The sequence below is a fragment of the Streptomyces sp. NPDC058576 genome (assembly GCF_042718715.1).
Lineage (GTDB): Bacteria > Actinomycetota > Actinomycetes > Streptomycetales > Streptomycetaceae > Streptomyces.
On sequence record NZ_JBHXPF010000009.1, the window covers coordinates 91,052 to 115,211 of the forward strand.

A 24,160-nucleotide genomic window follows, 5' to 3' on the forward strand; every position below is an offset into this window, starting at 1 on the left:
GCACCAGCCTAGGGCCTCACGTTCGCTTCTCCTCGGTTGTTTCGCGGCCCGTCTCCCCGCCCTCCACGCGTTCGTACTGCAACGCACCCGAGGGGCAGCGCCGCACCACGTCGACCACGCGCTCGGCGTCGGCGCCGTCGGGCCTGATCCACGGGCGCCTGCCGGTGTCGAAGACCTCCGGCAGGCCCCGGACGCACTCGGCGGCGTGCCGACAGCGCCCGGCCTCGAAGGTCACGGTGATCGACCGGCCCTCGTAGGACTTCTTCTCCGTACCGTTGCTCATCCCTGCCTCCGTCGCGTCCGTGCCCGACCTTCAGTCGCTGACCTTGCTGCGGGACTGGTACAGCAGGTCCTGATACTCCGGGTGCCGGGCGATCCACCCGGCGAAGAACGGGCAGGTGGGCAAAACCCGCAGGTTCGCGGCGCGCGCCTCGTCCAGGGCGGTGCGGGCCAGCGCCGAACCGATGCCCCTGCCCTCGTACTCCGGTGCGACCTCGGTATGGAGGAACGCGACGAGTTCCGCCGTACGGAGGTAGTCCGCGACGCCCGCGACCTCGGACTCCCCCTCGATCCGGGCCTCGTACCGCTTGGCTTCCGGAACGTCCTTCACTTCGACTGCCATGCCTCTGCCCTCTGTTCGTCCGTCATCCGCACCCGCCCGGTCGCGGGGGCGCATCGTCATCGTGCCCGACCCGGCGTCAGGCGGCGCTCCGGGCGTGCCCCGCGAGGAGCTGCGTCTCCCAGGCGAAGGCCACCCCTGTGGCGCCGCCGTGCTGGGCCTGCACGGCGGCGGCCGCCGGAACGGTCTCCTCGCGGGCCCAGTCGCGCTGCCACTCGCCCATCACGGCCAGCCACGTGATCGGCACGACGCCCGCCTGGATCATGCGCCGCACCGCCATGTCGTGGGCCTCGGCCGACACGCCGCCGGAGGCGTCGGTGACGGCGTAGACCTCGAACCCCTCACCCACCGCCTGGATGGCCGGCATCGCCAGGCAGATCTCCGTCCAGAGCCCGGCGAGGATCAGCTTCCTGCGACCGGTCGCCCGGACGGCATCGACGACGCGCTCGTCCTGCCAGGTGTTGATGAAGGTCCGGTCGATCGGCTTCTGCTCCGGGAACACGTCCTGGATGCCCTGGATCAGCAGTCCGCCGCGCTCCTCCAGAACAGTGGTCAGGATGGTGGGGACGCCGTACGCCCTGGCCGCCTTGGCGAGCCCGACGACGTTGTTGACGACCATCGTCGGCTCATGGCTGTTCAGGTTGGCGAACTGGAACGGCTGGTGGTCGATCAGCACCAGGACGCTCTCCTCGGGCGTCAGCAGCGCGTCGAGCCCGGCCTTGCTCTGGGTGCTCATGGGGTTCCCCTTCTGGAGCGTCGCGCCCGTGGACCCGGGCGGCGACCGGCGTTCCGACACCATGTGGTTGACGTGTCATCCACACTAGGCAGAAGTGGTTGATGCGTCAACCATTTTTCCGGGCGGCAGACTTGCCGCGAGCGGCGAGCCTCCGGTGGAGGCGCCCCGGACGGCCTCGCTACGCTCGTTTCATGGACGCACCGCCGCGCTGGCTGACCTCGGAACAGCAGGCCGCCTGGGACGGCTTCATCCGCATGCAGGAGAAGCTCATCGGGCGGCTCTCCCGCCGGGTCCAGACCGACTCCCGCATGTCCCCCTCCGACTACCTCGTGCTGGCCAAACTCACCGAGGCCGGCGGGCGCATGCGCTTCATGGACCTGACCAAACTGGTGGAGTGGGAGAAGAGCCGGATGTCCCACCAGGTGGCGCGGATGGCCAAGCGCGGGCTGGTCGGCAAGGAGGACTGCCCCGACGACGGACGCGGGGCGTTCATCGTCGCCACGCCCGCCGGCCGCCGGGCGATCGAGGAGGCCGCGCCCGTGCATGTCGAGCAGGTCCGCCGGCTGTTCATCGACGCCCTCACCCAGGAGGAACTGGACACCCTCGCCCGGATCTCGCACCGCGTCCTCGCCCACCTGGAGAAGCAGCCCGACTGACCGGCCGGCTCCCGGTCGGGTCGCCCTACGGCATCGGCGGAAGCGTCGCCCTCGCGGCCCACCGCTGTTCGCCGTCCTCCCACTCCCCGGTCGGCCGGAGCCCCGCCCCTGCCGCCACCGCCGCGGACGCGGCGTGGTCGGGATGGATGTGGGCGACGAACTCGCGCACGCCCCCGGCCGAGGCCAGGTGCGCCGCGAGGCCCTGCGCCGCCTCGCGCGCGTAGCCCCGGCCCTGCCACGGCGTCCCGATCACCCAGGCGATCTCCGCGCGCGGCCCCCGCACCGTCGCCTGGACGTATCCGGCGAGGCTCCCCTCCCCACGGACCCGGAGCACCCAGTTCCACCAGCGCTCCCCCGGGTCCGGCGAACCGGCGCACTGGCGCTCGTAACGGGACCGCAGCACGGCCGGCTCCGGCGGCTCGCCCCCGGTGAAGACGTACAGCGCGGGGTCGGCGAGGACGGCCGCCATCTCCTCGGCGTACGCCGGATCGAGGGGGAGCGCGTCGAGGCGGGCGGTGGTGAAGGGCGGGGGCGCGGGCGTCGTCGGCACGGTGCCCGACCCTACGTGCTCCGCAGCCGCCCCCACCCTCAGCTTCCGGGACTCGGCAGCTCACCGGCTCAACGGCCGCACCGGCTCAGCCACTCACCGGCTCAGGCGCTGGAAGCGGCGGACCGCCAGCGGCAGGAACACCAGCGTGATCACCATCGGCCACGCCACCGCCATCAGCAGGGCGTGCTCCTCGACCCAGGTACCGCCGCCCGCCACCGGGTTGCCGAACAGCTCCCGGGCGGCCGTCGCGGTGGAGGAGATCGGGTTCCAGGCCGCGATCGTGCCCAGCCAGCCCGGCATCAGGGACGGCGAGACGAAGGTGCTGGAGATCATGGTGAGGGGGAAGGCGACGGCGTACAGCCCGCCGGCCGCCTCCGGGGTGGGGACCAGCATGCCCAGCCAGACGCCCACCCAGATCAGGCTGAACCGCAGCAGCAGGAGCAGTCCGAACGCCCCGAGGGCGCCCATCACGCCGCCGTCCGCGCGCCAGCCGATCAGCAGGGCCGTGACGGCCAGGATGGTCAGCTCGGCCGCGGCCACCACCAGGTCGGCCGCCCCGCGCCCGGAGGCGAACGCGGAGGGGGCCATCGGCATGGACCGGAAGCGGTCGACGACGCCCTTGGAGGCGTCGGTGACGACGGCCACGGCGGTGTTCATGAAGCCCATGGCCATGGTCATGGCGAACATGCCGGGCATCAGGAACTCCCGGTAGTCCCCGCCCCCGGGCACCTTCATCGCGCTGCCGAAGACGTATCCGTACAGCAGGACGGAGAGGATCGGGAAGCCCAACTGCCAGACGATCGCGACAGGTTGGCGCTGATACTGGGTGAGGGTGCGGCGGGTGATGTTCCAGCAGTCGGAGACCGCCCAGTAGGCGAGGCCATGGGCGCGCGGCCCGTCCGTCGCCGCGGGATTCCGTTCGAGTGCGGTCATGCCGCCACCTCCGGGGCGTCGAGGTTCTCGGTGCTGTGCCCTGTCAGCCGCAGGAACACGTCGTCCAGGCTCGGCCGGCGCAGCCCGATGTCCTCCACCGCGACGCCGTCGTCCTGGAGGCTCCGGGCCACCTCGGTGAGGGCGGCGACCCGGTCGGCGACCTGGGCGTGCACCCGGCGGGCGGGTGCGTCGGTGACGACGAGCCCGCCGCCGGCCACCCGGCCGACGGCGCTCGCCACCGCGGCGAGGTCCCCCGGGTCGGCGGCCACGACCTCGATCCGGTCGCCGCCGACCCGGTTCTTCAGCGCGTCCGGGGTGTCGTCGGCGATGGCCCGGCCCCGGTCGATGACGGTGATGTGCGAGGCGAGCCTGTCGGCCTCGTCCAGGTACTGCGTGGTGAGCAGCACGGTCGTACCGCCCGCCACCAGCGCCCGGACCGCGTCCCAGACCTCGCCCCGGCCCCGCGGGTCGAGCCCGGTCGTCGGCTCGTCCAGGAAGAGCACGTCGGGGGAAAGGATCATCGAGGAGGCGAGGTCGAGCCGTCGCCGCATGCCGCCGCTGTACTCCCCGGCGCCCTTGTCGGCCGCCTCGGTCAGGTCGAACCGGTCGAGCAGTTCCCCGGCGCGCTGCCGGGCCCGGCGGTTGCCGAGGTGGAAGAGGCGGCCGAACATCTCCAGGTTCTGCCGCCCGGTGAGCCCCTCGTCGACGGCCGCGTACTGGCCGGTGAGCCCGATCCGGCTCCGTACGCGGCGGGGTTCGCGCGCCACGTCGAGCCCGGCGACCTCGGCCCGGCCCGCGTCGTGCCGCAGAAGGGTGGCGAGGACCCGCACGGCGGTGGTCTTGCCGGCCCCGTTCGGGCCGAGGAGGCCGTGGACGGTGCCGGGGCGGACGGCGAGGTCGAAGCCGTCGAGCGCCCGCTTCTCCGACCCGCCCTTCCCCCGGTACCGCTTCACGAGGCCTTCGGCGAACACCGCGTGATCGGACGAGGACCTCGGCACGGAACCGGACGGGAACCCCGACGAGGACCTCGACCCGGCGTGCATCCCGCTCTGGAGCATGGACATGGCTCAACCCCCTGCTTTCTCCGACTGACCGGAAGAGAACTGAGTACACCGTACCCCAGACTGGGTACACCGTACCCTCATGCGAGTACGGTGTACCCAACCCTGTTCCGGAGCACTACGCTGCCTCCATGGCGAAAGACGGATCGACAGCGGCGACGGACGGCACGGCCACCGGGAGCGGCGATATCGCGCGCAGCCTGGAGCTCCTGTGGGGCACCGGGGAACGCCCCGGCCGCGGCCCCAAACCGGGCCTCACGCTGGACCGGATCGTCACCGCGGCGGTCGCCGTCGCGGACGCGGAAGGGCTGTCCGCCGTCTCCATGCGCCGGCTCTCCACCGAGCTGGGCACGGGCACGATGTCGCTCTACCGGTACGTCCCCGGCAAGGCCGAACTGCTGGATCTGATGCTGGACCGGGTGCTGGGCGAACCGTTCGCCGACCACCCCGGCGAGCCTCCCGCCGACTGGCGCGAGGCGGTCGACCGGATGGCCCGCGGGCACCTGGACACGCTGGGCAGCCACCCCTGGCTGCTGAAGATCAATCAGGCCCGTACGGTGCTCGGCCCCAGCGCCCTGCGCGGACTGGAGCTCGCGCTCACCGGCCTGCGGGGGATGGGGCTGCGCGACCCCGAGCTGATCGGCGTGATCATCACGGTCAACAGCTTCGTGGAGGGCCTCGCCCGCACCCGGGCCGACGAGGCGGAGGCGGTGGCGCAGACCGGGCTGAGCGACGAGGAGTTCTGGGACAACCAGCGCCCCTACCTGGAGCGGGCCATGCTCAGCGGCGCGTACCCGCAGATGGCAGGCATGGCCGAGGACACCTTCAGCCCCGACTTCGACCATTTCGAGTTCGGGCTGCGCCGGCTGATCGCCGGTTTCGAGGCCCTGGTCCAGGAGCGGACGGCGGCCCGGAAATGACAGCGCCCGTGGCCCGTGCCCCAATGGATACATGGACGCCAGCCGGGAGCTCGCTCCTTTCGTCAAGCAGTACGCCGTCCTGCTGAGCACCCACCGGCAGGACGGGACCTCCGTCGGCACACCGGTCAACATCGCCGTCGAAGGCGATCACGCGTTCATCCGCACGTTCTCCTCCGCCTGGAAGGTCGAGCGGATGCGCAACCACCCGCGGGTGGAGCTCGCGCCGTGCACGGTGCGGGGCAGTCCGACCGGACCGCAGATCCGGGCGCACGCACGGCTGCTGCGGCCGGGCACGAAGGAGAACACGCACGCGGCGCGGATGCTGTCGCGCAAGTACCCGGTCGTGCAGGGCGTGCTCGTCCCGCTCGCGCACCGGCTGAAGCGGGACCGGACGCTGCACTACGAGGTGTGGCCGGTGACGGACGAGAGCTGAGGAGTCCGGGTGGGCCTCAGCCCTGCCCCCGCTTCCGGCGGAGCGCGAACCACAAGGCGGCCACCCCGACGACTACCGCCGCACCGAGCCCGGCTCCGCCCCTGCCCTCACCCTCCTCGCCGCCGGCCTCGTCACCCGCGCCGCCGCTCCCCGGGGGCTTCCTCTGCTCCTGGCCGCCTCCGGAGCCGCCGCCCGCGCCCTCCGCCTCCACCCGGACGACACCGCTGCGGGCCCCCTCCGAGCCGAACATCAGGGCCGAGCCGTCCGCCGTGTACGTCACCGACTCGGCCTGCCGCTGGAACGGCGCGGCGACCGACTTGTCCTCGCCGAGGCGGCCGTTCCCGAAGGCGTACGCGCGAGCGCTGAAGTACGAGCGCAGCACCAGCCGCTTCCCGTCCGGCGAGAAGGCCCCGTCGGTGACCCACGGCACCTCGCCCACCCGCCGGAACACGTTCGTGGAACCGGCCGTCAGCTTCGCGGGACCTTCGTACAGGCCGCCGCCGTCCTCGTTCTTCGAGGCGATGTAGACGCGGCCGGTCTTCGGATGAACCATCAGCGCCTCGGCGTTGCGGGCCCCGTCGGCGTACTTCACGTCGTACTGGACGGCGTTGACGGTCGCGTCGCGCAGGGTCTTCGGCTCGGGGAAGCGGTAGATCCAGACGTGGTCCCAGCTGCCGTCGAGGTTGTCGCCGATGTCACCGACGTAGAGGTCGCCGTCCGGCCCGACCGAGATGCCCTCGACGTCCCTCGGCTGCCCCACGCCCCGCAGGGTGATGGTCGCGAGGGTCTTTCCGGTGCGGGAGTCGACGGCGAAGACGTAGGGGCCGTCGTCGCTGTCGTTGTGCGTCCAGTAGACGCCGGGGTGCGCGCGGCTGGCGGCGAGGCCGCTGGACTCGGTGATACGGGGGTCCTCGATCGTGAAGTCACGGTCGGCCCGGCCGTCGTCGGCCACGGCCGGACCGCCTCCGGCGAGCAGCAGAAGAGCGGCGGCGAGGGCGGCGGCACGGGTGCCCGCCGGGCCGGTCAGATACGAACGCATGGCCCAAGTGTCCATCGTCACGTCGCAGGCCGGAGGCATGATCGGCCATGATGACGCCATGCGTTTCCTCTTCGTCGGCGATTCCATGACCATCGGGTGCGCCGGCGACTTCACCTGGCGCTACCGGATGTGGCAGCACCTGGAGGCGTTCCCCGGCCTCCCGTACGAGATCGTCGGCCCGCGCACGACGCTGCACGACGCGGAGGCGAACGCCCCGCTCTCCCACGCGTACGCCGAGCCGTCCTTCCCGCCCGCCGCCCGCCGTCATCTGTCCGGCTGGGGCGAGGGCTGGCTGCACATGGCCCCGGTGATCGCGGACGCGGTGCGCGAGACGGAGGCGGACATCCTGCTGGTCTCGCTCGGCCTGATAGACCTCGGGTTCTACACGGACGCCGAGCAGACGGCGGCGAACGCCCGCGCGTTCGTCACGGCGGCGCGCACGGCGAACCCGCGCGTCCGCATGGTGCTGCTCCCGGTGATACCGAACGTCCGGGCCGAGACGGACGCCCCCTTCGCCGCCTCGTGCGCCCGCTTCAACGAGCTGCTCGCCATGGCCGTGGCCGACCTCGGCACCCCCGCCTCCCCGCTCCTGCTGGCCTCGCACCCGCCGGGCTACGACATCCACACGGACACGTACGACGGCACGCACCCCGGCCCGACCGGCGAACACCTCCTCGCGGCCGCCTTCGCCGACGCGCTGCACCAGGGGTGGGGGCTGGGCGGACCGTACGCGGGGCAGCCGGCGCTGGTCGGCGGACCGGTCACCGTGGAGGGCTGACCCGCCCCGAAGGCTGTGTCCGGCCCGACTCCCCCGGACACGGGCGCCGGCCGGAGCCGCGTGCCGGTGGCAGGGAACGCGTGCCGGTCAGCGCAGGGACAGCACTCCGCGCCAGGTCCAGCCCGCGTCGAGGACGGCCTGACGCAGGGGATTCCTCATGTCACGCGAGTCGAAGCGGAAGGTCTCGACCTTCCGGCGGCGTCCGTCCGGCCCCTGCTCGTAGGACCACCGCCGCGCCACGTGGGGCGCGGGCCCCCGGCCGTACCGCTTGCCCGGTGAATCGGGCGTCGACGCCTCCCACCGCTCGTCGAGCGCACGCACCTCGTGGGTCTCCGTGAGCAGACGCATCCGGGTCTTCAGAGTCATCCTCAGCACGGGGACCCGCCACTCCGCCACCAGGTCCGCCTTCTCGGCGGGAAGGGCGTTGCGCACGCGGAACGGCACGCCGGGCCCGTCGACCGCGAGCAGCGCGGCCCGGACCTCCGCCGCGGGCAGCGGCGCGACACCGCTGTCCGGATACCTGGTGCCGGTGAACCTGTCCCGCCAGCGTCCCATCGCTAGGCTCCCGTTCCGGGGGTCGCGCTCACCGGTCGGACCGTGCGCACGAAGTCCTGGAAGTCTCCCAGGACCTCGTCGTGCTGGGCCGCGGAGGCGGTCAGAGCCAATCGGATCGCCGCCCGTTTGCGCGGGTCGTCGACGTCCGACATCGACAGGTACACCTGCGACTGGACGAGGTCGCGGTGCGATCCGTCCGTGGCGGTCGAGAAGGCCAGCCGTTGCGTCAGAGCGGGCGCGTCCGCGGAGCCGACCTCTCGGCGGTGTGCCACGGCCACCGACTCGGCGACTGTACGCAGGCGTTCCACCGACTCGTCCGCGAGCTCGGCGAGGGTGACCGTGTCCGCCAGGAACGCGCCGTCGACGGTGATGTTGGCCGTGAACCCGGCCTCCGGGTGCTGGTGCACCGCGGCGAAGGCCACATCCGTGGCGTCGTCCCCCTCCGGAGCGGCAGCGGGGAGCCAGCCGTCCGGCAGGCGGAACTCGATCGGCACCGGCAGTATCGGGGGCATCTCAGGCCCTCCCTTCCACGGAAAAGTACACCTCGGGCGATCAGACGTCAGGAGAAGAAGTCGACGACGGCGTCCTTGGCGTCGCCGGCGGCGTCGCCCGCGGCGTTGAGCCCGTCGCCGAGGGCGTCGGCCGCGGCGCCGGCGCTCTTGGCCACCTTGTCCGGGTCGACGGTGATCTCCATTCCCAGGCTGCCGCCGACGCCGGGGGCGACGCCCGCGTCCCAGCCGAACGTGAACGCCCCGGTGTCCTCGTCCTTCTTCCACCCCACCCAGGCCTCCGCACCGGCGCCCTTCCACGCCTCGGCCGTCCCGCCGATGCCGATTCCGGCCACCTCCACACCGCCGGCGACTCCGCCCCTCGCCCCGGCGAACGCCTTCGCCCCGAGGGTGAACTCTTCCTTCGTCGCCTTGAGGCCGGCGCTCGCCTCGCCGCCGGCGAAGCCCTCGACCCGTCCGTAGGCGCCGGCGTACGGCCCGTACTCGGCGCGTCCCTCGGCCAGCGCCCGTATACCCGCGGACGCCTCGGCCTTGGCGACGAGGCCTTCATGGGTGAACCCGTAGTTGCCGGTGGTCCTGGCGCCCCCGTAGATGTCGGCGATCCCGGAGAGCTTCCACTGCCCGTTGGTCAGGGACCCGTTGGCGGTGCCGTGGAAGAGGTCCGCGGCGGCCTTCAGCGTGCCCTCCTTCCCGTACTTGGGGCCGATGAGCTTGAACTCGGAGCCGGGGCCGGTCAGATCCGCCGTGCCCTCGGACACCCAGCCGTCCGTCTTCGTCGTGCCGTCGCCCTTCGCCGCCGCGGTGGCCTTCGCGAGGTCTCCCTCGGCATGGGCGTTGAACCCGTTGAGGGTGGCGTCGGCGCCCTTGCCGAAGGCGTCCTTGTTGCTGTCGACGACGGCGGCGGCGAGGGCGGTGCGGACACTCCGGTCCGCCTCGGAGACGGTCTTGACCCGGTCGTCGATGTGCAGCTGCCACGAGGCGACCGACTCACGGATCACCGTCCGGCCGTCGGGATCGTGAACGTACGCGCTGCGCTCGGACGGGGTGAGCTTGTCCCAGTCGAAGGCGACCAGCCCCTGCTCGGACACCGTCATGCCGGCGGCGATCGCGTCGTCGCGGGCGCTTTCGAGCTTCTTCTTGAGGTCGGTGAACTTCTCGTGCGCGTCCCGCAGCAGGCTCGCGACGGCTTTGGCCTGGACCTGGGCGGCCGCGTACTCGTACCGGGTCGCGGCGAAGTTCGTCCGGGCGACGCCGGCGCTCACACCAGCCCAGGAAGAGCCGAGAGAGATCTTCTGGACGCTGTCGCGGTAGCGGGTCTCGATCTTGCCCAGCTCGCCGGCCATCGCCTCCCACTCGGAGGCGGCCGTCGTCAGCAGGCCCAGGTTGGTGGTCATGATCTCGTAGTAGGAGGTCGACATCGCAGCCCCCTACAACCGGTCCAGCTTGGACTGCGCCAGCAGCTGGTTGCCCACGCCGATGTCATTGCTCTCGAAGTAACCGGAGGCGCCGCGCAGTCCGTTCTTCTCCGCGGCCAGACGCCCCATCAGGCTCTTGACCTGACGGTCCCACGTACCCGCGACCGTCTTGAGGGCAGCGGCCGTCTCCCAGCCGTCGAACCCCTTGCGCGCGCTCTCGGTGGCTGTGTCGGCCCGCTCTGCCGTCTTCTTGGTGTTCGGCTCCAGCTCCTTCTCGATGGTGCCCGCGGCGGCCTTCTTCTGCGCCGGCGTCGAAGCGAAATCCGCCTCTTCCCGCCCGGAATCCGTTGTCATCGTCACTTCCCCCGTCGTGCCCCCGGTCGACAAGGTGCCACCATATGACTATCAGCACGCGTCCTGTCCAACGCCCCCCGAGAACAGCCGAATTGCCTGGTCGACCGGCACCGGGGCGTACGGGGCGAAGACTCACCCGCTCCGCTGCGACCCCAGCATCGACAGGGCCAGCTGCGTCAGTTCCCCGGAGACCTCGCCGGGGCGGGCCCGGCGGCAGCGGCGGGCGTGGTGGGCCATCAGTTCGTGGACCGTGCCGACCATCACCATCACGTCGACCCGGTGGTCCCGGTCCTCCGCCTCGCCCCGGTCCACCGCCCGCTCGGCCTCCCCCGTCAGGAACTCCGTCCACAGCGCCCGCCAGAGCTTGCAGTGCTCGTCCACCACGGCGCTCACGCCCAGCACCTCGACGAACGTCACGCGGGCCTCACGCGGATCCCTGGTGACGGCCTCGACGTAGGCGTCGAAGAGCCGCCGGACCCGCTCCTCGATCGAGCACTCCTCGATGCCCTCGGACAGCAGGGCGCTCTCCGCCGCCCGCAGCCCGGTCGTCGTGACCCGGTTGTGCAGGGCGATGAGCAGCCCCTCCCGGGAGCCGTACTCCTGACGCAGCACCTCGACCGGCACACCGGCCGCCTCGCACACATCGTGCTCGGCGGTCGTCCGGTAGCCGTTGATGCCGTACAACTCCTTCGCTGCTTCGAGAAGTCGTTCCCGCGCCTGTGTGCGCGCGGCATCCCCGGGCCCGGTCCGCTGAACCGTCCAGCTGTCCGCCACCGGTCCTCCTTGAGGGCAAGGTGCGGGAGAGACGCCTGCGCGCCTCTGCACGAACCGCCGCCCCATTGTGCTCGCCCCGCCGTCGTCCGGACGGCCGCGCCACACCCGTACGGGGGAATGCCCGCACGCGGAAACGCTTCTTCTTCACGCACCCGGGGGCGTCCGCACACTCGTCCCCACCGACCGCCTTCGACTCCCTGCCGTCCGGCCGCACAAGCGTCCCCCTCGCACCGCCGAACCCCGCGTTGAACGTGTTCAAACTGCTCTGGCACGATGGCCGTAGCTGCCGCCCACCGGGCGTGCCGCGTACTTCTACGTGCGCGAGGGGGAATGAACGGTGAAGAAGAAGCGCCTCTGGGGACTGTCCCTGCTGCTCTCGATCCTGGTGCTGCTCCTGGAAGCGATGATCGCCCTCATCGTGAGCGTCTGCTACGGCATCACCCAGGAGTCGCCGAACGCCGGCGGCGGTTCGGCGATGTTCGTCCTGCTCCTGCCCGTGATCGCCGTGATCGCCACGGTGGTCGCGGGCGCACTGTCCGTGGGCCTCGTCCTCCCGACCGTCCGGCTCGGCGATGCGCTGGGGCGTCGGCTCGGCGGGCGTGAGGTGTGGTGGTGGGTGCCGGTGGCGGCAGGGGCCGTATCGCTCCTGGTCGTCGGCGGCATCGTCGCCCTCGCCGGAGGCGCGGGGCCCGTCGCCGTCGCCGTGGGGTGGCTGCTGACCACGGCCGCGCTGACCGTCCCGGCGCTGCTCTGGCGCTCGCGCCGGGAGCGGATCTTCGGGCCGGTGCTCCTGTGGGGGGTGATCGCGGTGGTCCTCACCGCCGTGCTCGGCGGCGTCGGATTCTGGACGGGGCTGATCCAGGAGTACCACCCGCCCGCGCTCACCTCGGCGGACATCGTCGGGCGCTGGTCCGACGGAAAGGGCGGAACCGTCACCTTCACGGCGGACGGCCGGGTCGCCGCCGTCGCCGTCGACGACGACCTCGACGACCCGGGCGCCTTCGATGACCTCGATGACCTCAACGACTTCGAGGCCGGGGGCACGCGCGACGGGGACGACGACCTGTGTACGGGGCAGGGCACCTGGACGCACGAACACGGCGGCGGCCGATGGTCTCAGGAAGTGAGCATCACGATCGACTCCTGCACGTTCGACTACTGGAACGTCGGCGGCACGGAGACCCGGCCCACCCTCTACCAGTACATCGGCGACCCGGACTCCTGGGACCTGTACGAACTGACGAGGACGCACGGCGGCCCGTGACGGGCGCCCGGCGGCGCGGCCCGCCGCCCCGGACTCACCCCTTGACCGTGAACTCCCCCCGCAGCAGCGCCTCGTCCCGGGACGACGGGCCCACCAGCAGTTCGAAGCGGCCCGGCTCCACGATGCGGACGCCCTCCGCGTCCACCAGCGTGCAGTCGGCCACCGGGAGCTCGAAGAGGATCTCGCGCGACTCCCCCGGGGCCAGCTCCACCTTGCGGTAGGCCTTCAGCTCCTTCTCCGCCCAGGTCACCGACGTCACCGTGTCGCTGACGTACACCTGCACCGTCTCCAGCGCGGGCCGTGCCCCCGTGTTGGTCACCGTGACCCGGGCCCGTACGGTCTCCGACTCGTCGACCACCGCCGTCAGCACCTCCAGGTCCGTGTAGGCGACCGTCGAATAGCTCAGCCCCTCGCCGAACGCGAACGCCGGGCGCTGCGTGAGGTCCGCGTAGCGCGAACCGTGCTGGCCGCGCACCTGGTTGTAGTACGTCGGCTGCTGGCCCGCGTGCCGGGCGAACGACAGCGGCAGCCTGCCCGTCGGTTCGGTCAGGCCGAGGAGCAACTCCGCGACCGCCCGGCCGCCGAGCATGCCCGGGTTGGCCGCGTACACGATCGCCGCCGCACCGAGCGCGGACGGCGGCAGCACCAGCGGCTTGGAGCTGATGACCACGACGACCAGCGGCTTCCCCGTCGCCGCCAGCGCGTCCAGCAACGCCACCTGATCACCGACGAGTTCGAGCGTCGCGGTGGACTTGCCCTCGCCGATCAGCTCGATCCGGTCGCCCACGACGGCCACCACGTGGTCGGCGGCCTCGGCGGCGGCGACCGCGTCGCCGATCAGCGCCGGGTCGGGCGCGGCCGGGACGACGATCTCGGGGCGGGGCTGCCCGTCGGGGAAGAACTCCCCCTCCGGGTCGGGCCCGACATCCAGGATCCGGGCGCCGGGCGCGTACGAGACGGTCCAGTCGGCGGGGACATGGTCGCGGAAGCCGTCGAGGACCGTACGGATCATGGCGCGCGGCTGGCCGTCCGGCAGCCAGTCGGCCTGTCCGGAGGAGCCCGCCCAGTCGCCCAACTGGGTCTGCGCGTCCTCGGCGTTGGGGCCGATGACCGCGACCGTACGGGGGCCGGGCCCGGTGGCCCGCCCCTCCCCTGCGGCCTTCAGGCCGCCCGCGAACGGCAGCGTGCCGTCGTTCGTCAGCAGCACCAGCGAGCGGCGCGCCGCCTCCAGGTTCAGCACCGCGTGCGCCGGGCTTCCGATGACCTCGGCCTGCCGGCCCGCGTCGGGGTGGCGCGGGTTCTCGAAGAGGCCCAGCTCGAACTTGAGCGTCAGGATGCGGCGTACGGCGGCGTCGATCTCCGTCTCCGTCAACGCGCCCTGCCTCACCGCCTCCTGGGCCCCCGCGAAGAAGTTCGACGTGGTCATCACCATGTCGTTGCCCGCGCGGACCGCCGCGGCCGACGCCTGCGCGTAGTCGGCGTAGACCTTCTGCTCCCAGACCATGCGGCCGACGTTGTCCCAGTCGGTGACCAGGGTCCCGGTGTAGCCCCACTCGCCACGCAGCACCTCGTTCAGCAGCCAGTTGTTCACCGTGATCGGCACGCCGTCCATCGACTGGTAGCCGAGCATGAACGTCCGGCAGCCCTCCTTGGCGACCCGCTCGAACGGCGGCAGGAACCAGGAGCGCAGCTTGCGCCGCGAGATGTCCGCCTCGCTGGCGTCCCGGCCGCCCTGGGTCTCGGAGTATCCGGCGAAGTGCTTGGCGCACGCCAGGATCGCGGTCGGGTCGTCGAGGCCGTCGCCCTGGTAGCCGCGCACCATCGCGGAGGCCAACTCGCCGATCAGGAAGGGGTCCTCGCCGAACGTCTCGCTCACCCGGCCCCACCGCAGGTCCCGGGTGATGCAGAGCACCGGCGAGAACGTCCAGTGCACCCCGGTCGCCGCGACCTCGACCGCCGTCGCCCGCGCGATCCGCTCCACCAGCTCCGGGTCCCAGGTGGCGGCCATCCCGAGCTGCGTCGGGTAGATCGTCGCCCCCTCCCAGAACGAGTGCCCGTGGATGCAGTCCTCCGCGACGAGCAGCGGGATACGCAGCCGGGTCTTCGCGGTGAGCGCGGCGGCCTCGCGCACCCGCTCCGGCGAGGCGTGCAGGATCGAGCCCGCGTGCAGGTCCTCGACGAGGTGCCGCACGCCCTCCTTGGCGTTGAGCTGGAGCATCTGACCGACCTTCTCGGGCAGCGTCATGCGCCCCAGGAGGTCGGCGACCCGCTCCGCGACGGGCAGCGCGGGGTCGAGGTACGGCGGCTTGAGACCCACGGGACTTCCTTCCACGACGGCCACGACGGCCACGACGGCACTCGCAGTACCGTACGCTCAATCCCGACCGCTTGGTAAGTATTCGCCCTTGTGAGAATCTGGGGCGGAACGAGAGAGGGCGTCCGATGACAGCGGGTGAATGCGCGTGACCCCGGGAACCCGGCGCGGCTACGCCAAGGGCCGGGCCAAGCGGACCGAGATCCTCGACCAGGCGATGACCCTGTTCGGCGAGGCCGGCTACCGGGGCGCGTCGCTCCGCGTCATCGCCACCCGCTGCGGCATCTCCCACCCGGGCCTCCTGCACCACTTCCCGACGAAGGAGGCCCTGCTCCTCGCCGTCCTCCAGCGCCGCGACGACGTGGACGACGAGTGGCTGGCGCTCGGTGTCACCCGGGGCGTGGACCACCTGCGCCGGCTGGTGGACCTCGCCGAGCTGAACGCCAAGCGGCGCGGGATCGTGGAGCTGTTCTCGGTGGTCGCGGCGGAGGCCACCGCCCCCGACCACCCGGCGCACGCGTACTTCGAGGCCCGCTACCGCACGTCCGTCGCCAACACCGAACGCGCCTACCTCCAGGTTCGGGAGGCGGGCGAGCTGCGCGACGGCATCGAACCCGCCGCCGCCGCTCAGCAGTTGATCGCCCTGATGGACGGACTCCAGATCCAGTGGCTGATCAGCGACTGCACGACGGACATGGCGGGCGTCCTGCGGGCCCACATCCAGGCCCAGTTGACCGTACCGTTCTGAGTCCGGGGACCTCCGGGCTCAGGGACTCACCCGCTCGACCCCGCGGCGGCCGGCGATCCGGGCCATGGTGAGGCAGTACAGCGGGGCGAAGACGAGTTCGACCACCATCGCCTGCCAGGGCGCGTCGGCGGCGGTCTCCGTGCTGGCCAGTTCACCGAAGCCCGCCGCCAGGCCGAAGGCCAGCAGGTTGTTCGCGACGTGCATGACGATCACGGCTTCGAGCCCGCCGGTACGGATCACCAGCCAGCCCCACCACAGCGCCGAGTAGAGCAGCAGCAGGAACCCGGACCACTCACCGAACCCGTGGGCCAGGGCGAAGAGGAGGGACGCCAGCACGATCGCGGGCCAGGGCGACCGCACGGTCCGGCCGATGACCTGGACCAGCCAGCCCCGGAAGACGTACTCCTCGGCGGCGGCCTGGAACGGGACGAGTGCCAGCACGACGGCCAGGCTCAGCAGAAAGACGGGCCACCCCGGGAAGCCGCTCCCCGTCTCCCCGAGCGGCTCGTCGTTCCAGGTCCAGGCGATCAGCAGACCGATCTGCACGATCATCAGCGGGAAGGCCACGGCGGCGCACCGCCAGAGCCAGCCCCAGCGCAGCCGCCCGACGACGGAGGACACGGTCCCGGCGGGGCGGCGGCCCAGCAGCCGGGCCGCTCCCAGGACGATGGGTATGCCGACCGCGATGCCGAGGAGCTGGACGGCCAGGTCCGCGACGGGGTCCTCGAAGAACAGGTCGCTGTCCGCCGAGGTGGGGCCCGCGTCCAGCAGCTCCGCGATGACGAGGCCGGCCAGGCTGATGACCAGGATGCTCACCAGGACCATCGCCACGACGACCGACAGCTCGCCCAGCCAGCCGAACCGTCCGCCCTGGCCGTTGCGCCCCTGCTCGTCGTAGCGGGAGCCCGAGGGCGCCCGTACCGGCCCGGTCGGCGGACGGCTCCACTGCGGGGGCCGGTCCCACCCCTGGTGGCCCGGCCCGGGCGGGCGCGGCGGCTGGGCCGAGGGGTGCGGCGGGGCCCAGGGCGAGGGCTGCGCCGAGGACGAGGGCGGGGCCCAGGGCGAGGGCGGCCCGTCCGTACGGGGCGGTTCGCCCGAGGGTGAGGGCGAGGACGAGGGCGGAGGCACGTCAGGAGGGTGGTTCACACCAGCGATCTTCTGTTGCCGCCCGCGTACGGGTCAACGCCAGCCGTCCTCGCGTACCCGGGTCGCCAGGTCGATCTTGGTGTAGGTGGGCCGGCCCGCCTCCTGGTACTTGGCCTTCACCCGGTCCAGGTAGTACTTCGCCGTGTTCACCGTGATCCCGGCCCTGCGGGCGGTCGCCTTCAGCGTGAGCCCGGAGGCGTACCCCACCAGCACCTCGCGCTCCTGGGGAGAAAGCCGGGGGCGGGTGGGGCCACGATCGTAGGCCAGGGCGAAGGCCAGCTCGGGAGAGTGGGCGGTGCGCCCGGCCGCGATCTCGCCGACGGCATCGACGAGCACGGACAGCTCGTGGTCCTTCGTGAGGAAGCCGTCGGCCCCGTCCGTGATGGCCGAGACGATCCGGTCCCGGTCCGCCACCACGCTGATCATCAACACCCGGCTGCCGGCCGCCCGCAGCCGGCGGATGTTGTCGGCGGGCGGCCGGTCGTCCCGCAGCATGAGGTCCAGCAGGACGACGTCCGGCGGCTCCCAGGGGCCCGCGAGCAGTTCGTCGACGGTCGCGGCGCACGCGACGAGGCGTAACCCCTCCACTCCCGCGAACCACGACCGGATGCCGTCGCGCAGCATCCGGTCGTCGTCGACCACGGCGACGGTGATCACCCCGGCCATCTCAGCTCCACGCGCACGCCCTCGCCGGGAGCGCTGTCCACGAACGCCCGGCCGCCCACGCCGCGCATCCGCGCGTACACGGAGCGGTCGAGCCCGATCCCGCCGGTGGCCGGCCGGGAGAGACCGTCCGACCTCTTCGATCCGGCGGCTCCGGTGTCGAAGCCCCGGCCCCGGTCGACCACGGTGACGATCAGCCGGCCGGAGTCGCCGGCGGCGGTCAGGAAGGCATGCCCCGTACCGGCGTGGCACCGGACGTTGTTGAGGGCCTCGGTCACGGCCCGCGCCATGGCCAGCGCTATCTCGCCGGGGACGGCGGGCGGCTCGTGGTAGCGGGCGGTCACCCGCAGCCCGAGCGCTTCGGCGGCGCGTACGGATTCCTCCAGCGCGGCCCGCACCCCGGAGGCGGGCTCACGGTCGTCCGCCTGCTCCACGAGCCTCCTGAGGTAGGCGGCCTCCCGCGCACAACGCTCACGCATCATCGAGGTGTTGGCGTCGACTCCGCCGCGGGCGATGGCCGTCAGAGTGGCGAGGACGGTGTCGTGCAGGGCGTTGTGATGGGCGACGCGCTCCGCGAACCTGGCCCGCTGCGCCTCCGCGGCCAGCGTCCGCCGGTTGGCCGCGTCGACCTGCCCGCCCTGTCGGCAGAGGTACCAGGTGAGCACCCAGGAGACGACGGCGGAGAAGACCAGGGCGTTCAGATGGGCGCCGGTCACGGCGGCGTCCGCGTCGACCATGAGGTACCCGGCGAGATGCGTGGCCACCAGGAGCGCCACGGCGACGACCAGGAGCCGTGTTCCGAAGGCGACCGCGGCCATGGCCGACGCCGAACCGCCCAGGAGCATGACCCAGGCGATCGACTCCTGGGCACGGGCCCCGCCCCACGCGTACGCGCCGAAGGGCAGCAGGCAGCCGATCACCAGGACGTCGAGCCCCACGGCCCACCGAACGAGCCGCCGGTGCCGGGCCGCCATGAACCAGATCAGGGCGGTGAACGCGATCGCGGCGCCCAGCGCCAGCCACGGGAACAGGCGGTCGCGCTGGTGCTGGGCGACCACGGCGCCTCCCGCGACCAGGTGGCTGCCGCGGTAGAGCGCGGTGGCGATGACCATCGTCTTCCGGGCCCGGTGAAGCCCGGTTTCCGTGCTGTCGATCCGACGGCCCCCCTTGATCGCAACCCCCCAGAACGGGTGGTGCACCGGCCCCTCGGCACACCGCTAACGTCACCCGTGGCGATCAGGGGATCGCTCGCGGCCACGATAGGCACAGCTGACCGAGGGCGGTCCGCGATTCCCGGACAACTCAGCAGATCTTTCGATTCGTGTTGGCTGAAACACATATGACGTTCCATCACCATCTGTCGCCGCCGCTCTCCCGCCCGCCGGCGCCGCCCGGACGGTCCCGATCCACACCGCATGGCACCGCACCGCACCGCACTGCACCGTCCCGCGCCGGCCCGGAAGGATCGCCCGTGAGCACCGATCGCGACGAACACGACGAACACGACAACGGCAGCTTCTTCGCGCTGGACGCCGGCCTGCTGCCCGGCATCGTCGAGGGGGTGCTGCACCGGCGCGGCGCGACGCGATGGGCGGTCGAGCAGGGGGAGTTCTGGTGCTCGGTCCGGCCGCGCGGACACCGGAGCGGCGAGCAGGGCTGGAAGCTGCACCTGTCGGCCACACCGCTCTCCGCGGCCCTGGTCCTGGCGGTGGCGGCCGACGTACTGGTCGAGGAACGGGCCTCGTTCAAGTTCGCCGGAGCCCTGGACCGGGTCGCCCTGCTGACGGGCGGGCGCGCCGACCGCGGCGGCGGCGGCAAGTTCATCACGGTCTACCCCGACGACCCGGAGCTGTTCCGCCGGCTGGCCCGACGGCTGCACGCGGCGACGCTGGGACTGCGCGGCCCGCGCATCCTGTCGGACCGGCCCTACGCCCCGGGCAGCCTCGTCCACTACCGCTACGGGGTGTTCAGCGGGGTGCGGACGACGACGAACGACGGGGACACGGACGTACGGCTGCGGAACCCCGGCGGGGGGCTGGAGAAGGACCGGCGTCAGGCCTGGGTGACCACCCCCGCGTGGGCGCCGCCCGCGTTCCCGGAGACGACGCCTTCAGCGGTGACCGCGCCGAGCCCTCCCAAGGAGCCGGCCGGGACGGAGAAGCCGGCGAGGGAGACGGCCGGGGAGACGGCGAGCAAGCCCGCAAGGAGGTCCGTCCGCCTCAACGGCCGTTACGTGGTCGCCAGGGCGATCCGGCACGCCTTCAAGGGCGGGGTGTATCTCGCGACCGACGAGACCACCGGCCGGCAGGTCGTGGTGAAGGAGGCGCGGGCGCACGTGGGTGTGCGCATGGACGGCACCGACCTCCAGGACACCCTGCGCCATGAGGCCGAGATGCTGGAGAAGCTGGCCCCGCTGGGTTTCACCCCGGCCGGGATCGAGCTGTTCGCTCAGGGCGGCAACCTCTTCCTGGCCCAGGAGTTCGTGCCGGGGCGGACGCTGCGCGACCGGTTGGTGGAGCGCCCGGTGCAGGATCTCGCGGAGTTCCTGGCCCTGAGCCGGCAGGTCGTCGACATCGTGGCGGCCGTCCACGGCACCGGCCATGTGCTGCGCGACCTCTCGCCCAACAACCTCATGGTCGACCCGGAGGGCCGGGTGCGGCTGATCGACGTCGAGTACGTGGCCCCCGAGGGCGTCCCGGTCCGCCGCGGATACACCCCCGGCTACGTCGGCCCCGAGGTGTCATCGCTGCGGGACTACGACTTCACGGCCCCCAGATACGCGGGCGATCTCTACGGCCTCGGTGCGGTCCTGCTGCACCTGGCGACGGGCGTCGACATGCTCCTCGTGCCCGACGACCGCCTGGTGGGCGACCGTACGGACGCGCTGATCGCTCTGGCGGTCGCCGATCACTCCTGGGCGGCCCCGCTCCTGCCCCTGCTCCTCGCCCTCTGCGCCCCTCTCCCCGAGGCGCGCTGGGAGCTGCCCCGCGTGCGGAAGGCGCTCGCGGAGCTGTCCGGAACCGGCCGCCGGTCCGCCGGCGGAGAGACCGGAGGGGCGGGCGGCACGGTCGCCGACGCCAGCAGCGGAAGCGGCGTTCCGGGCCTCTGTGACGAGGAGCGCGATCGGCTGATCGCCGACGGCGTCGCCTACCTGCTCCGCACCCGTCCCGGCAGCGGCGGGCACCTCTGGGACGTCAGCGCGTTCGGCGCGACCACCGACCCCCTGAACGTCCAGTACGGCTCGGCCGGGGTCCTCGCCGTGCTCACCCGGGCCGCGGCGGCGGGCGCGGGCCCCGACGTCCGGCAGGGGGTGGCGGAGCTGACGGAGTGGACGCGGCGGCGTCTCACCGATCTCTCGGCCGGCCGGACGGCCGACGGAACGCTGCTGCCCGGGCTGCACTTCGGCCGCTCCGGCACCGCCTGGGCGCTGCTCGACGCGGCGCTGCTGCTGGGCGACGACACAGTCGCCGCCGAGGCGTCCGCACTGGCGCGCGCGGTCCCCGTCGACTGGCCCAACCGGGACATCTGCCACGGGGCGGCCGGAGCCGGAATGGCCCAACTGCACTTCTGGCGCACGACCGGTGACCCGGTCTTCCGCGACCGGGCGGTCGACTGCGCCGAGGCGGTCCTCGCGGCCGCCGAGGAGCACTCCGCCGGGGTGATCTGGCCCGTCCCGGCGGCCTTCGACTCGAACCTCGCCGGAGCCCGCCACTACGGCTTCGCCCACGGCATCGCGGGGATCGGCGCGTTCCTGCTGGCCGCCGGAGTGGCCACGGAACGCGCGGACCTCGTCCGGGCGGCCCGCGCGGCGGGCGACACCCTGGTGAGGCTGGCCCGGGTGGGGAACGGCCGGGCGGTCTGGCCGGCCGGGGACCGGGACGCCGACGGGCCGGTGGGGCAGACGCACTGGTGCAGCGGCTCCTCGGGCATCGGCACGTTCCTGATCCGGCTCTGGGCGGAGTCCGGCGACGAACGCCACCGGGAGGCGGCCGTGCTCGCGGCGGCCGGGGTACGGGAGGCCATGTGGCTCTCCTCCCCCGCGGCCTGTCACGGGCTCGCCGGGAACGCGGAGTTCCTGCTCGACATGTCCGCCGCGCTCGACGACCGCGACGACCGTCGATACCGCGACCAGGCCCGGGAGCTGGCCGCCTGCATCCGTACGCGTGCCGTGCGGCGCGACGGCCTCCTGGTGGTGCCGGACGAGTCGCTGGAGGCGGTCACCGGCGGCTACCAGACCGGCCTCGCCGGAACGGTGGGCATGCTGCTGCGGCTGCGCGACGGCGGCCCCCGGCTCTGGATGCCGGACGCCCCGCAGCTCTTCGCACCCGCCGGACGGCACTCGCGCACCGCGGTGGGTGCGCGGTGAACCGGCGGCCGGAACGCGTCAGCTTCCGCTTCTCGGCTCGGTCCCGTTTCGCCGCCTGTCTGGTGGGCACGGCCGACGGCGGGCTGGCCCCGGGCTGGTGGGACCTCGACGGCACGAAACCCCCGTACGCCGGTGACGCGCCCCACTACCGGGAGGGCGTCCCGGCGGAGACCACCGCCACCCAGGTGCTGCCGACCGAGGACGGCGGCCTGCTGCGGCTGCGCGGCGCGGCGGGCTCCGGCCGCCACCTGCTCCTGCTGTCCCACCCCGCAACCGCGGGGACCCGGCCCGCCGGGTCCTTGGCCGCCGAGCCCTTGCCCATCGAGTCCCAGCCCGCCGGGTCCCTGGCCGCTGAGCCCTTGCCCATCGAATCCCTGGCCGCCGGGTCCTTGGCCGCTGAGCCCTTACCCGTCGAGTCCCTGGCCGTCGAGGCGCGGGGCCTGCGCCTGGTGTCCGGTGGCCCGCGCGGGACGCTCGCGCTGGCGGTGGAGACCGCCCACGACGGCCGCACCCGGGTCTGGCGGGTCCGGCCCGCGCCGCTGCGGCTGAGCGACCCCGTGACCCTGCCCGGCCGGGTCACCGCCCTCCTGCCGCTGGACGGGACGGGCTGCCGCTACGCCACCGACCTCGAAGGACCGGAGGGGTACCGCCCCGTCTCCCTCGATCTACGGGACGGGCTGTGGCACGCGCTCGCGTCGCCCGCGGGCGGCCGCATCCACCGGCTGCTGCTCTCGGCGCCCGCGTCGAGGCTGCTGCTGACGGCGAGCGACCCCGGCGACGGGCGGCTGCGGATCGCCCGCGCCACCTTCGGCGACCGGGCCCGGCTCGACTTCCCCGACCGGCTCGACTTCCCGGACCGGCTCAACTCCCTGGACGGCGCGGTCCTTCCGCTGGCCGCCGACCCGGCGGGCGAGCGGGTGGCGCTGCGCGTCTCCCGGGGCGCGCGGGCCCGCCTCTTCCTGTACGACGTGGCGGCGGACCGGCCCCGTCCCGCCGCGCTGCCGCCGGGCGCGTTCCATCCGGTCGCCGGCTGGAGCGCGGGCGGGCTGCGCGTCGTGTACGCGGCCCCGGACCGCCCCGCCGGCCTGGTCACCGTCCCGGACACCGCCACCCGCGCCCCCTCGTACGACGCGACGTCCAGCGGCCCTGACGTCACGCCCAAATCCACTGGGCACACGGGGACTTCGCACGCCGCGACCGAGTGGTTCGCCACCCCGTCGGGGCGGTTCGAGGCCGTCCGCCTGGGCGACCGGCGTACCGCGCCCACCGTCGTCGTCGCACTGCACGGCGGCCCGGAGAACCACTGGACGCTCGGCTTCGACCCGGTGCTGGCGCGCCTGTCGGCAGCCGGGGCGGCGGTGGTGGCCCCCAACCAGCGCGGCAGCACCGGCTACGGCCGGGCCCACGCGGAGGCGATCCACGGCGCGTGGGGCGTGCCCGACCTCGCGGACATCCGCTCCCTGGTCCGTACGCTCACGGAGCAACGCCCGCCGGACGCCGAACGGCCCGTGCTCCTCGGCACCAGTTACGGGGGCTTCCTCGCCCTGCTCGCCGTGTGCGCCGACCCCTACGCCTGGGCACGCTGCGCGGTGATCGCCCCGTTCCTGTCCGCGCGCGGACTGCGCGAGCGGGGCTCACCCGCCGTGCGCGCCCTGATCGACCGGCACGGCCTGGGCGAACCGCCGGACGACGACCTCGGTCCCCGGGACGTCGAACGCCTCGCCCACCGCATCCGCGTACCGCTGCTCGCCCTGCACGGCTCCGACGACCCCGTCGTGCCGGTGGACGAGACGCGCCGGCTGCACCGGGCGCTGGCCGGAGCGGGCGGCCCGGAACGCGCACCCCACGACTGCCTCGACATCGCGGGAGCGGGCCACCACCCGCTCCAGGAGCGGGGCGGCGCGGAACTCACCGACCGGCTGGTGAGCTTCCTGACGGCCGGATTCCCGGGCCGCCGCCGCACCCTCGCACCCCCAGAGCTCACGGTCGCCGACGCGGCCGTGCGACACCGCCGGCCCTCGGCGGTGTTCGGGCACATCCCTCACGACGAAAGGACCACACCATGATCGACAACGCCATGACCGTCGACGTCGACGAGCTGCAGACCCTGGAGGGCGAGGAGTCCGTCGCCCTGGCCGGCTGCACCCGGACGTGTACCTGGACCTGCAGCATCACCAGCATCGAGCAGCAGTAGCAACCGTGCGCCGGGCGGGCCCCTCCGGGCCAGCCCCGCGCCCCCCCCCCCCCCCCCCCCCCCCCCCCCCACCCCCCCCCCCCACACCCCAACCCCCACCCCCACCCCCCCCCCCCCGACCGCCCCCCCCCCC

General features: G+C 73.1%; 25 protein-coding genes. 9 read left to right on the forward strand and 16 right to left on the reverse strand.

What is annotated here, in order from left to right; translation table 11 throughout:
- Window positions 1–16: 16 nt before the first annotated feature.
- The 3 genes from ACFWRV_RS10215 to ACFWRV_RS10225 form a co-directional block, all read right to left on the reverse strand.
- Window positions 17–283, reverse strand: coding sequence for a (4Fe-4S)-binding protein (locus tag ACFWRV_RS10215; protein WP_384331122.1), 267 nt, complete (start codon window positions 281–283; stop codon window positions 17–19).
- 30 nt (window positions 284–313) lie between these two features.
- Window positions 314–622 carry a GNAT family N-acetyltransferase gene (locus ACFWRV_RS10220; protein WP_384331125.1) on the reverse strand — a complete coding sequence of 103 codons (309 nt, stop codon included), beginning with the start codon at window positions 620–622 and terminating at the stop codon, window positions 314–316.
- 76 nt (window positions 623–698) lie between these two features.
- Window positions 699–1,355 (reverse strand): hydrolase, encoded by a 657-nt coding sequence (locus tag ACFWRV_RS10225; RefSeq protein ID WP_384331128.1) that lies wholly within the window; start codon window positions 1,353–1,355, stop codon window positions 699–701.
- 191 nt (window positions 1,356–1,546) lie between these two features.
- Here ACFWRV_RS10225 and ACFWRV_RS10230 point away from each other — a divergent pair, with 191 nt between their 5' ends.
- The gene (locus ACFWRV_RS10230; protein ID WP_384331131.1) at window positions 1,547–2,011 is read left to right on the forward strand and encodes a MarR family winged helix-turn-helix transcriptional regulator; all 465 of its coding nucleotides are present in this window, start codon (window positions 1,547–1,549) and stop codon (window positions 2,009–2,011) included.
- 25 nt (window positions 2,012–2,036) lie between these two features.
- Here ACFWRV_RS10230 and ACFWRV_RS10235 read toward each other — a convergent pair whose 3' ends face one another.
- From ACFWRV_RS10235 to ACFWRV_RS10245, 3 genes are all read right to left on the reverse strand, one after another.
- Window positions 2,037–2,561: a GNAT family N-acetyltransferase gene (locus ACFWRV_RS10235; protein ID WP_384331134.1), complete on the reverse strand. Its 525-nt coding sequence runs from the start codon at window positions 2,559–2,561 to the stop codon at window positions 2,037–2,039.
- A gap of 93 nt (window positions 2,562–2,654) precedes the next feature.
- Window positions 2,655–3,494, reverse strand: coding sequence for an ABC transporter permease (locus tag ACFWRV_RS10240; RefSeq protein ID WP_384331137.1), 840 nt, complete (start codon window positions 3,492–3,494; stop codon window positions 2,655–2,657).
- On the reverse strand, window positions 3,491–4,465 hold the full coding sequence (locus ACFWRV_RS10245) for an ATP-binding cassette domain-containing protein (RefSeq protein ID WP_384331363.1): 975 nt from the start codon (window positions 4,463–4,465) through the stop codon (window positions 3,491–3,493). Before ACFWRV_RS10245 ends, ACFWRV_RS10240 begins: the two co-directional genes overlap by 4 nt.
- A gap of 221 nt (window positions 4,466–4,686) precedes the next feature.
- On the opposite strand from ACFWRV_RS10245, the gene ACFWRV_RS10250 reads away from it, so the two are divergent.
- Together ACFWRV_RS10250 and ACFWRV_RS10255 are read left to right on the forward strand one after the other, a co-directional pair.
- Window positions 4,687–5,475, forward strand: coding sequence for a TetR/AcrR family transcriptional regulator C-terminal domain-containing protein (locus ACFWRV_RS10250; RefSeq protein ID WP_384331139.1), 789 nt, complete (start codon window positions 4,687–4,689; stop codon window positions 5,473–5,475).
- Window positions 5,476–5,506: 31 nt separating this feature from the next.
- Entirely contained in the window at window positions 5,507–5,908 is a 402-nt protein-coding gene (locus ACFWRV_RS10255; protein ID WP_384331142.1) for a PPOX class F420-dependent oxidoreductase, read from the forward strand.
- A 16-nt stretch (window positions 5,909–5,924) separates the two neighbouring features.
- Here the strand turns inward: ACFWRV_RS10255 and ACFWRV_RS10260 are convergent, their stop codons facing one another.
- Window positions 5,925–6,947, reverse strand: coding sequence for a WD40 repeat domain-containing protein (locus ACFWRV_RS10260; protein WP_384331145.1), 1,023 nt, complete (start codon window positions 6,945–6,947; stop codon window positions 5,925–5,927).
- Between ACFWRV_RS10260 and ACFWRV_RS10265 the strand changes: the two genes are divergently transcribed.
- A complete protein-coding gene (locus tag ACFWRV_RS10265) occupies window positions 6,946–7,725 on the forward strand; it encodes a GDSL-type esterase/lipase family protein (protein ID WP_384331148.1) in 780 nt (259 codons plus the stop codon). The two genes, ACFWRV_RS10260 and ACFWRV_RS10265, sit on opposite strands and share 2 nt — an antisense overlap.
- Before the next feature lie 87 nt (window positions 7,726–7,812).
- Here the strand turns inward: ACFWRV_RS10265 and ACFWRV_RS10270 are convergent, their stop codons facing one another.
- The 5 genes from ACFWRV_RS10270 to ACFWRV_RS10290 all read right to left on the reverse strand — a co-directional run bounded on the left by ACFWRV_RS10270 (window position 7,813) and on the right by ACFWRV_RS10290 (window position 11,332).
- The gene (locus ACFWRV_RS10270) at window positions 7,813–8,280 is read right to left on the reverse strand and encodes a hypothetical protein (protein ID WP_384331151.1); all 468 of its coding nucleotides are present in this window, start codon (window positions 8,278–8,280) and stop codon (window positions 7,813–7,815) included.
- Between the two features lie 2 nt (window positions 8,281–8,282).
- A complete protein-coding gene (locus ACFWRV_RS10275; protein ID WP_384331153.1) occupies window positions 8,283–8,792 on the reverse strand; it encodes a hypothetical protein in 510 nt (169 codons plus the stop codon).
- A 47-nt stretch (window positions 8,793–8,839) separates the two neighbouring features.
- The gene (locus ACFWRV_RS10280) at window positions 8,840–10,207 is read right to left on the reverse strand and encodes a hypothetical protein (protein WP_384331156.1); all 1,368 of its coding nucleotides are present in this window, start codon (window positions 10,205–10,207) and stop codon (window positions 8,840–8,842) included.
- Between the two features lie 9 nt (window positions 10,208–10,216).
- On the reverse strand, window positions 10,217–10,558 hold the full coding sequence (locus tag ACFWRV_RS10285) for a hypothetical protein (protein ID WP_384331159.1): 342 nt from the start codon (window positions 10,556–10,558) through the stop codon (window positions 10,217–10,219).
- A 132-nt stretch (window positions 10,559–10,690) separates the two neighbouring features.
- On the reverse strand, window positions 10,691–11,332 hold the full coding sequence (locus tag ACFWRV_RS10290) for a TetR/AcrR family transcriptional regulator (RefSeq protein ID WP_384331162.1): 642 nt from the start codon (window positions 11,330–11,332) through the stop codon (window positions 10,691–10,693).
- A gap of 337 nt (window positions 11,333–11,669) precedes the next feature.
- Here ACFWRV_RS10290 and ACFWRV_RS10295 point away from each other — a divergent pair, with 337 nt between their 5' ends.
- Window positions 11,670–12,596, forward strand: coding sequence for a hypothetical protein (locus ACFWRV_RS10295; protein ID WP_384331165.1), 927 nt, complete (start codon window positions 11,670–11,672; stop codon window positions 12,594–12,596).
- A 34-nt stretch (window positions 12,597–12,630) separates the two neighbouring features.
- Here the strand turns inward: ACFWRV_RS10295 and ACFWRV_RS10300 are convergent, their stop codons facing one another.
- A complete protein-coding gene (locus ACFWRV_RS10300) occupies window positions 12,631–14,913 on the reverse strand; it encodes a glycoside hydrolase family 3 N-terminal domain-containing protein (RefSeq protein ID WP_384331168.1) in 2,283 nt (760 codons plus the stop codon).
- 145 nt (window positions 14,914–15,058) lie between these two features.
- On the opposite strand from ACFWRV_RS10300, the gene ACFWRV_RS10305 reads away from it, so the two are divergent.
- Window positions 15,059–15,658 (forward strand): TetR/AcrR family transcriptional regulator, encoded by a 600-nt coding sequence (locus ACFWRV_RS10305; RefSeq protein WP_384331172.1) that lies wholly within the window; start codon window positions 15,059–15,061, stop codon window positions 15,656–15,658.
- An 18-nt stretch (window positions 15,659–15,676) separates the two neighbouring features.
- Here ACFWRV_RS10305 and ACFWRV_RS10310 read toward each other — a convergent pair whose 3' ends face one another.
- Genes ACFWRV_RS10310 through ACFWRV_RS10320 form a run of 3 tightly spaced genes read right to left on the reverse strand, consistent with a single transcriptional unit; the run spans window position 15,677 to window position 18,579 of the window.
- Window positions 15,677–16,786, reverse strand: coding sequence for a CPBP family intramembrane glutamic endopeptidase (locus ACFWRV_RS10310; RefSeq protein WP_384331173.1), 1,110 nt, complete (start codon window positions 16,784–16,786; stop codon window positions 15,677–15,679).
- A 51-nt stretch (window positions 16,787–16,837) separates the two neighbouring features.
- Window positions 16,838–17,470: a response regulator gene (locus ACFWRV_RS10315; protein WP_384331177.1), complete on the reverse strand. Its 633-nt coding sequence runs from the start codon at window positions 17,468–17,470 to the stop codon at window positions 16,838–16,840.
- Window positions 17,458–18,579, reverse strand: coding sequence for a sensor histidine kinase (locus ACFWRV_RS10320; RefSeq protein ID WP_384331180.1), 1,122 nt, complete (start codon window positions 18,577–18,579; stop codon window positions 17,458–17,460). The genes ACFWRV_RS10315 and ACFWRV_RS10320 overlap by 13 nt, the downstream gene beginning before the upstream one ends.
- 359 nt (window positions 18,580–18,938) lie before the next feature.
- Here ACFWRV_RS10320 and lanL point away from each other — a divergent pair, with 359 nt between their 5' ends.
- From lanL to ACFWRV_RS10335, 3 genes are read left to right on the forward strand one after another with little or no spacing between them, the layout of a single operon-like run.
- The gene (gene lanL / locus ACFWRV_RS10325; RefSeq protein ID WP_384331183.1) at window positions 18,939–21,833 is read left to right on the forward strand and encodes a class IV lanthionine synthetase LanL; all 2,895 of its coding nucleotides are present in this window, start codon (window positions 18,939–18,941) and stop codon (window positions 21,831–21,833) included.
- Window positions 21,830–23,899: an alpha/beta hydrolase family protein gene (locus ACFWRV_RS10330; protein WP_384331187.1), complete on the forward strand. Its 2,070-nt coding sequence runs from the start codon at window positions 21,830–21,832 to the stop codon at window positions 23,897–23,899. The genes lanL and ACFWRV_RS10330 overlap by 4 nt, the downstream gene beginning before the upstream one ends.
- Window positions 23,896–24,027: an ALQxL family class IV lanthipeptide gene (locus tag ACFWRV_RS10335; protein WP_206433852.1), complete on the forward strand. Its 132-nt coding sequence runs from the start codon at window positions 23,896–23,898 to the stop codon at window positions 24,025–24,027. Before ACFWRV_RS10330 ends, ACFWRV_RS10335 begins: the two co-directional genes overlap by 4 nt.
- Window positions 24,028–24,160 lie beyond the last annotated feature (133 nt).

Coding starts and splice junctions, on each gene's coding strand:
- ACFWRV_RS10215 (WP_384331122.1), bottom strand. CDS start 283: ATGAGCAACGGTACGGAGAAGAAGTCCTACGAGGGCCGGTCGATCACC.
- ACFWRV_RS10220 (WP_384331125.1), bottom strand. CDS start 622: ATGGCAGTCGAAGTGAAGGACGTTCCGGAAGCCAAGCGGTACGAGGCC.
- ACFWRV_RS10225 (WP_384331128.1), bottom strand. CDS start 1,355: ATGAGCACCCAGAGCAAGGCCGGGCTCGACGCGCTGCTGACGCCCGAG.
- ACFWRV_RS10230 (WP_384331131.1), top strand. CDS start 1,547: ATGGACGCACCGCCGCGCTGGCTGACCTCGGAACAGCAGGCCGCCTGG.
- ACFWRV_RS10240 (WP_384331137.1), bottom strand. CDS start 3,494: ATGACCGCACTCGAACGGAATCCCGCGGCGACGGACGGGCCGCGCGCC.
- ACFWRV_RS10250 (WP_384331139.1), top strand. CDS start 4,687: ATGGCGAAAGACGGATCGACAGCGGCGACGGACGGCACGGCCACCGGG.
- ACFWRV_RS10255 (WP_384331142.1), top strand. CDS start 5,507: ATGGACGCCAGCCGGGAGCTCGCTCCTTTCGTCAAGCAGTACGCCGTC.
- ACFWRV_RS10265 (WP_384331148.1), top strand. CDS start 6,946: ATGGCCCAAGTGTCCATCGTCACGTCGCAGGCCGGAGGCATGATCGGC.
- ACFWRV_RS10260 (WP_384331145.1), bottom strand. CDS start 6,947: ATGCGTTCGTATCTGACCGGCCCGGCGGGCACCCGTGCCGCCGCCCTC.
- ACFWRV_RS10270 (WP_384331151.1), bottom strand. CDS start 8,280: ATGGGACGCTGGCGGGACAGGTTCACCGGCACCAGGTATCCGGACAGC.
- ACFWRV_RS10275 (WP_384331153.1), bottom strand. CDS start 8,792: ATGCCCCCGATACTGCCGGTGCCGATCGAGTTCCGCCTGCCGGACGGC.
- ACFWRV_RS10280 (WP_384331156.1), bottom strand. CDS start 10,207: ATGTCGACCTCCTACTACGAGATCATGACCACCAACCTGGGCCTGCTG.
- ACFWRV_RS10285 (WP_384331159.1), bottom strand. CDS start 10,558: ATGACAACGGATTCCGGGCGGGAAGAGGCGGATTTCGCTTCGACGCCG.
- ACFWRV_RS10315 (WP_384331177.1), bottom strand. CDS start 17,470: ATGGCCGGGGTGATCACCGTCGCCGTGGTCGACGACGACCGGATGCTG.
- ACFWRV_RS10320 (WP_384331180.1), bottom strand. CDS start 18,579: ATGGTCATCGCCACCGCGCTCTACCGCGGCAGCCACCTGGTCGCGGGA.
- ACFWRV_RS10335 (WP_206433852.1), top strand. CDS start 23,896: ATGATCGACAACGCCATGACCGTCGACGTCGACGAGCTGCAGACCCTG.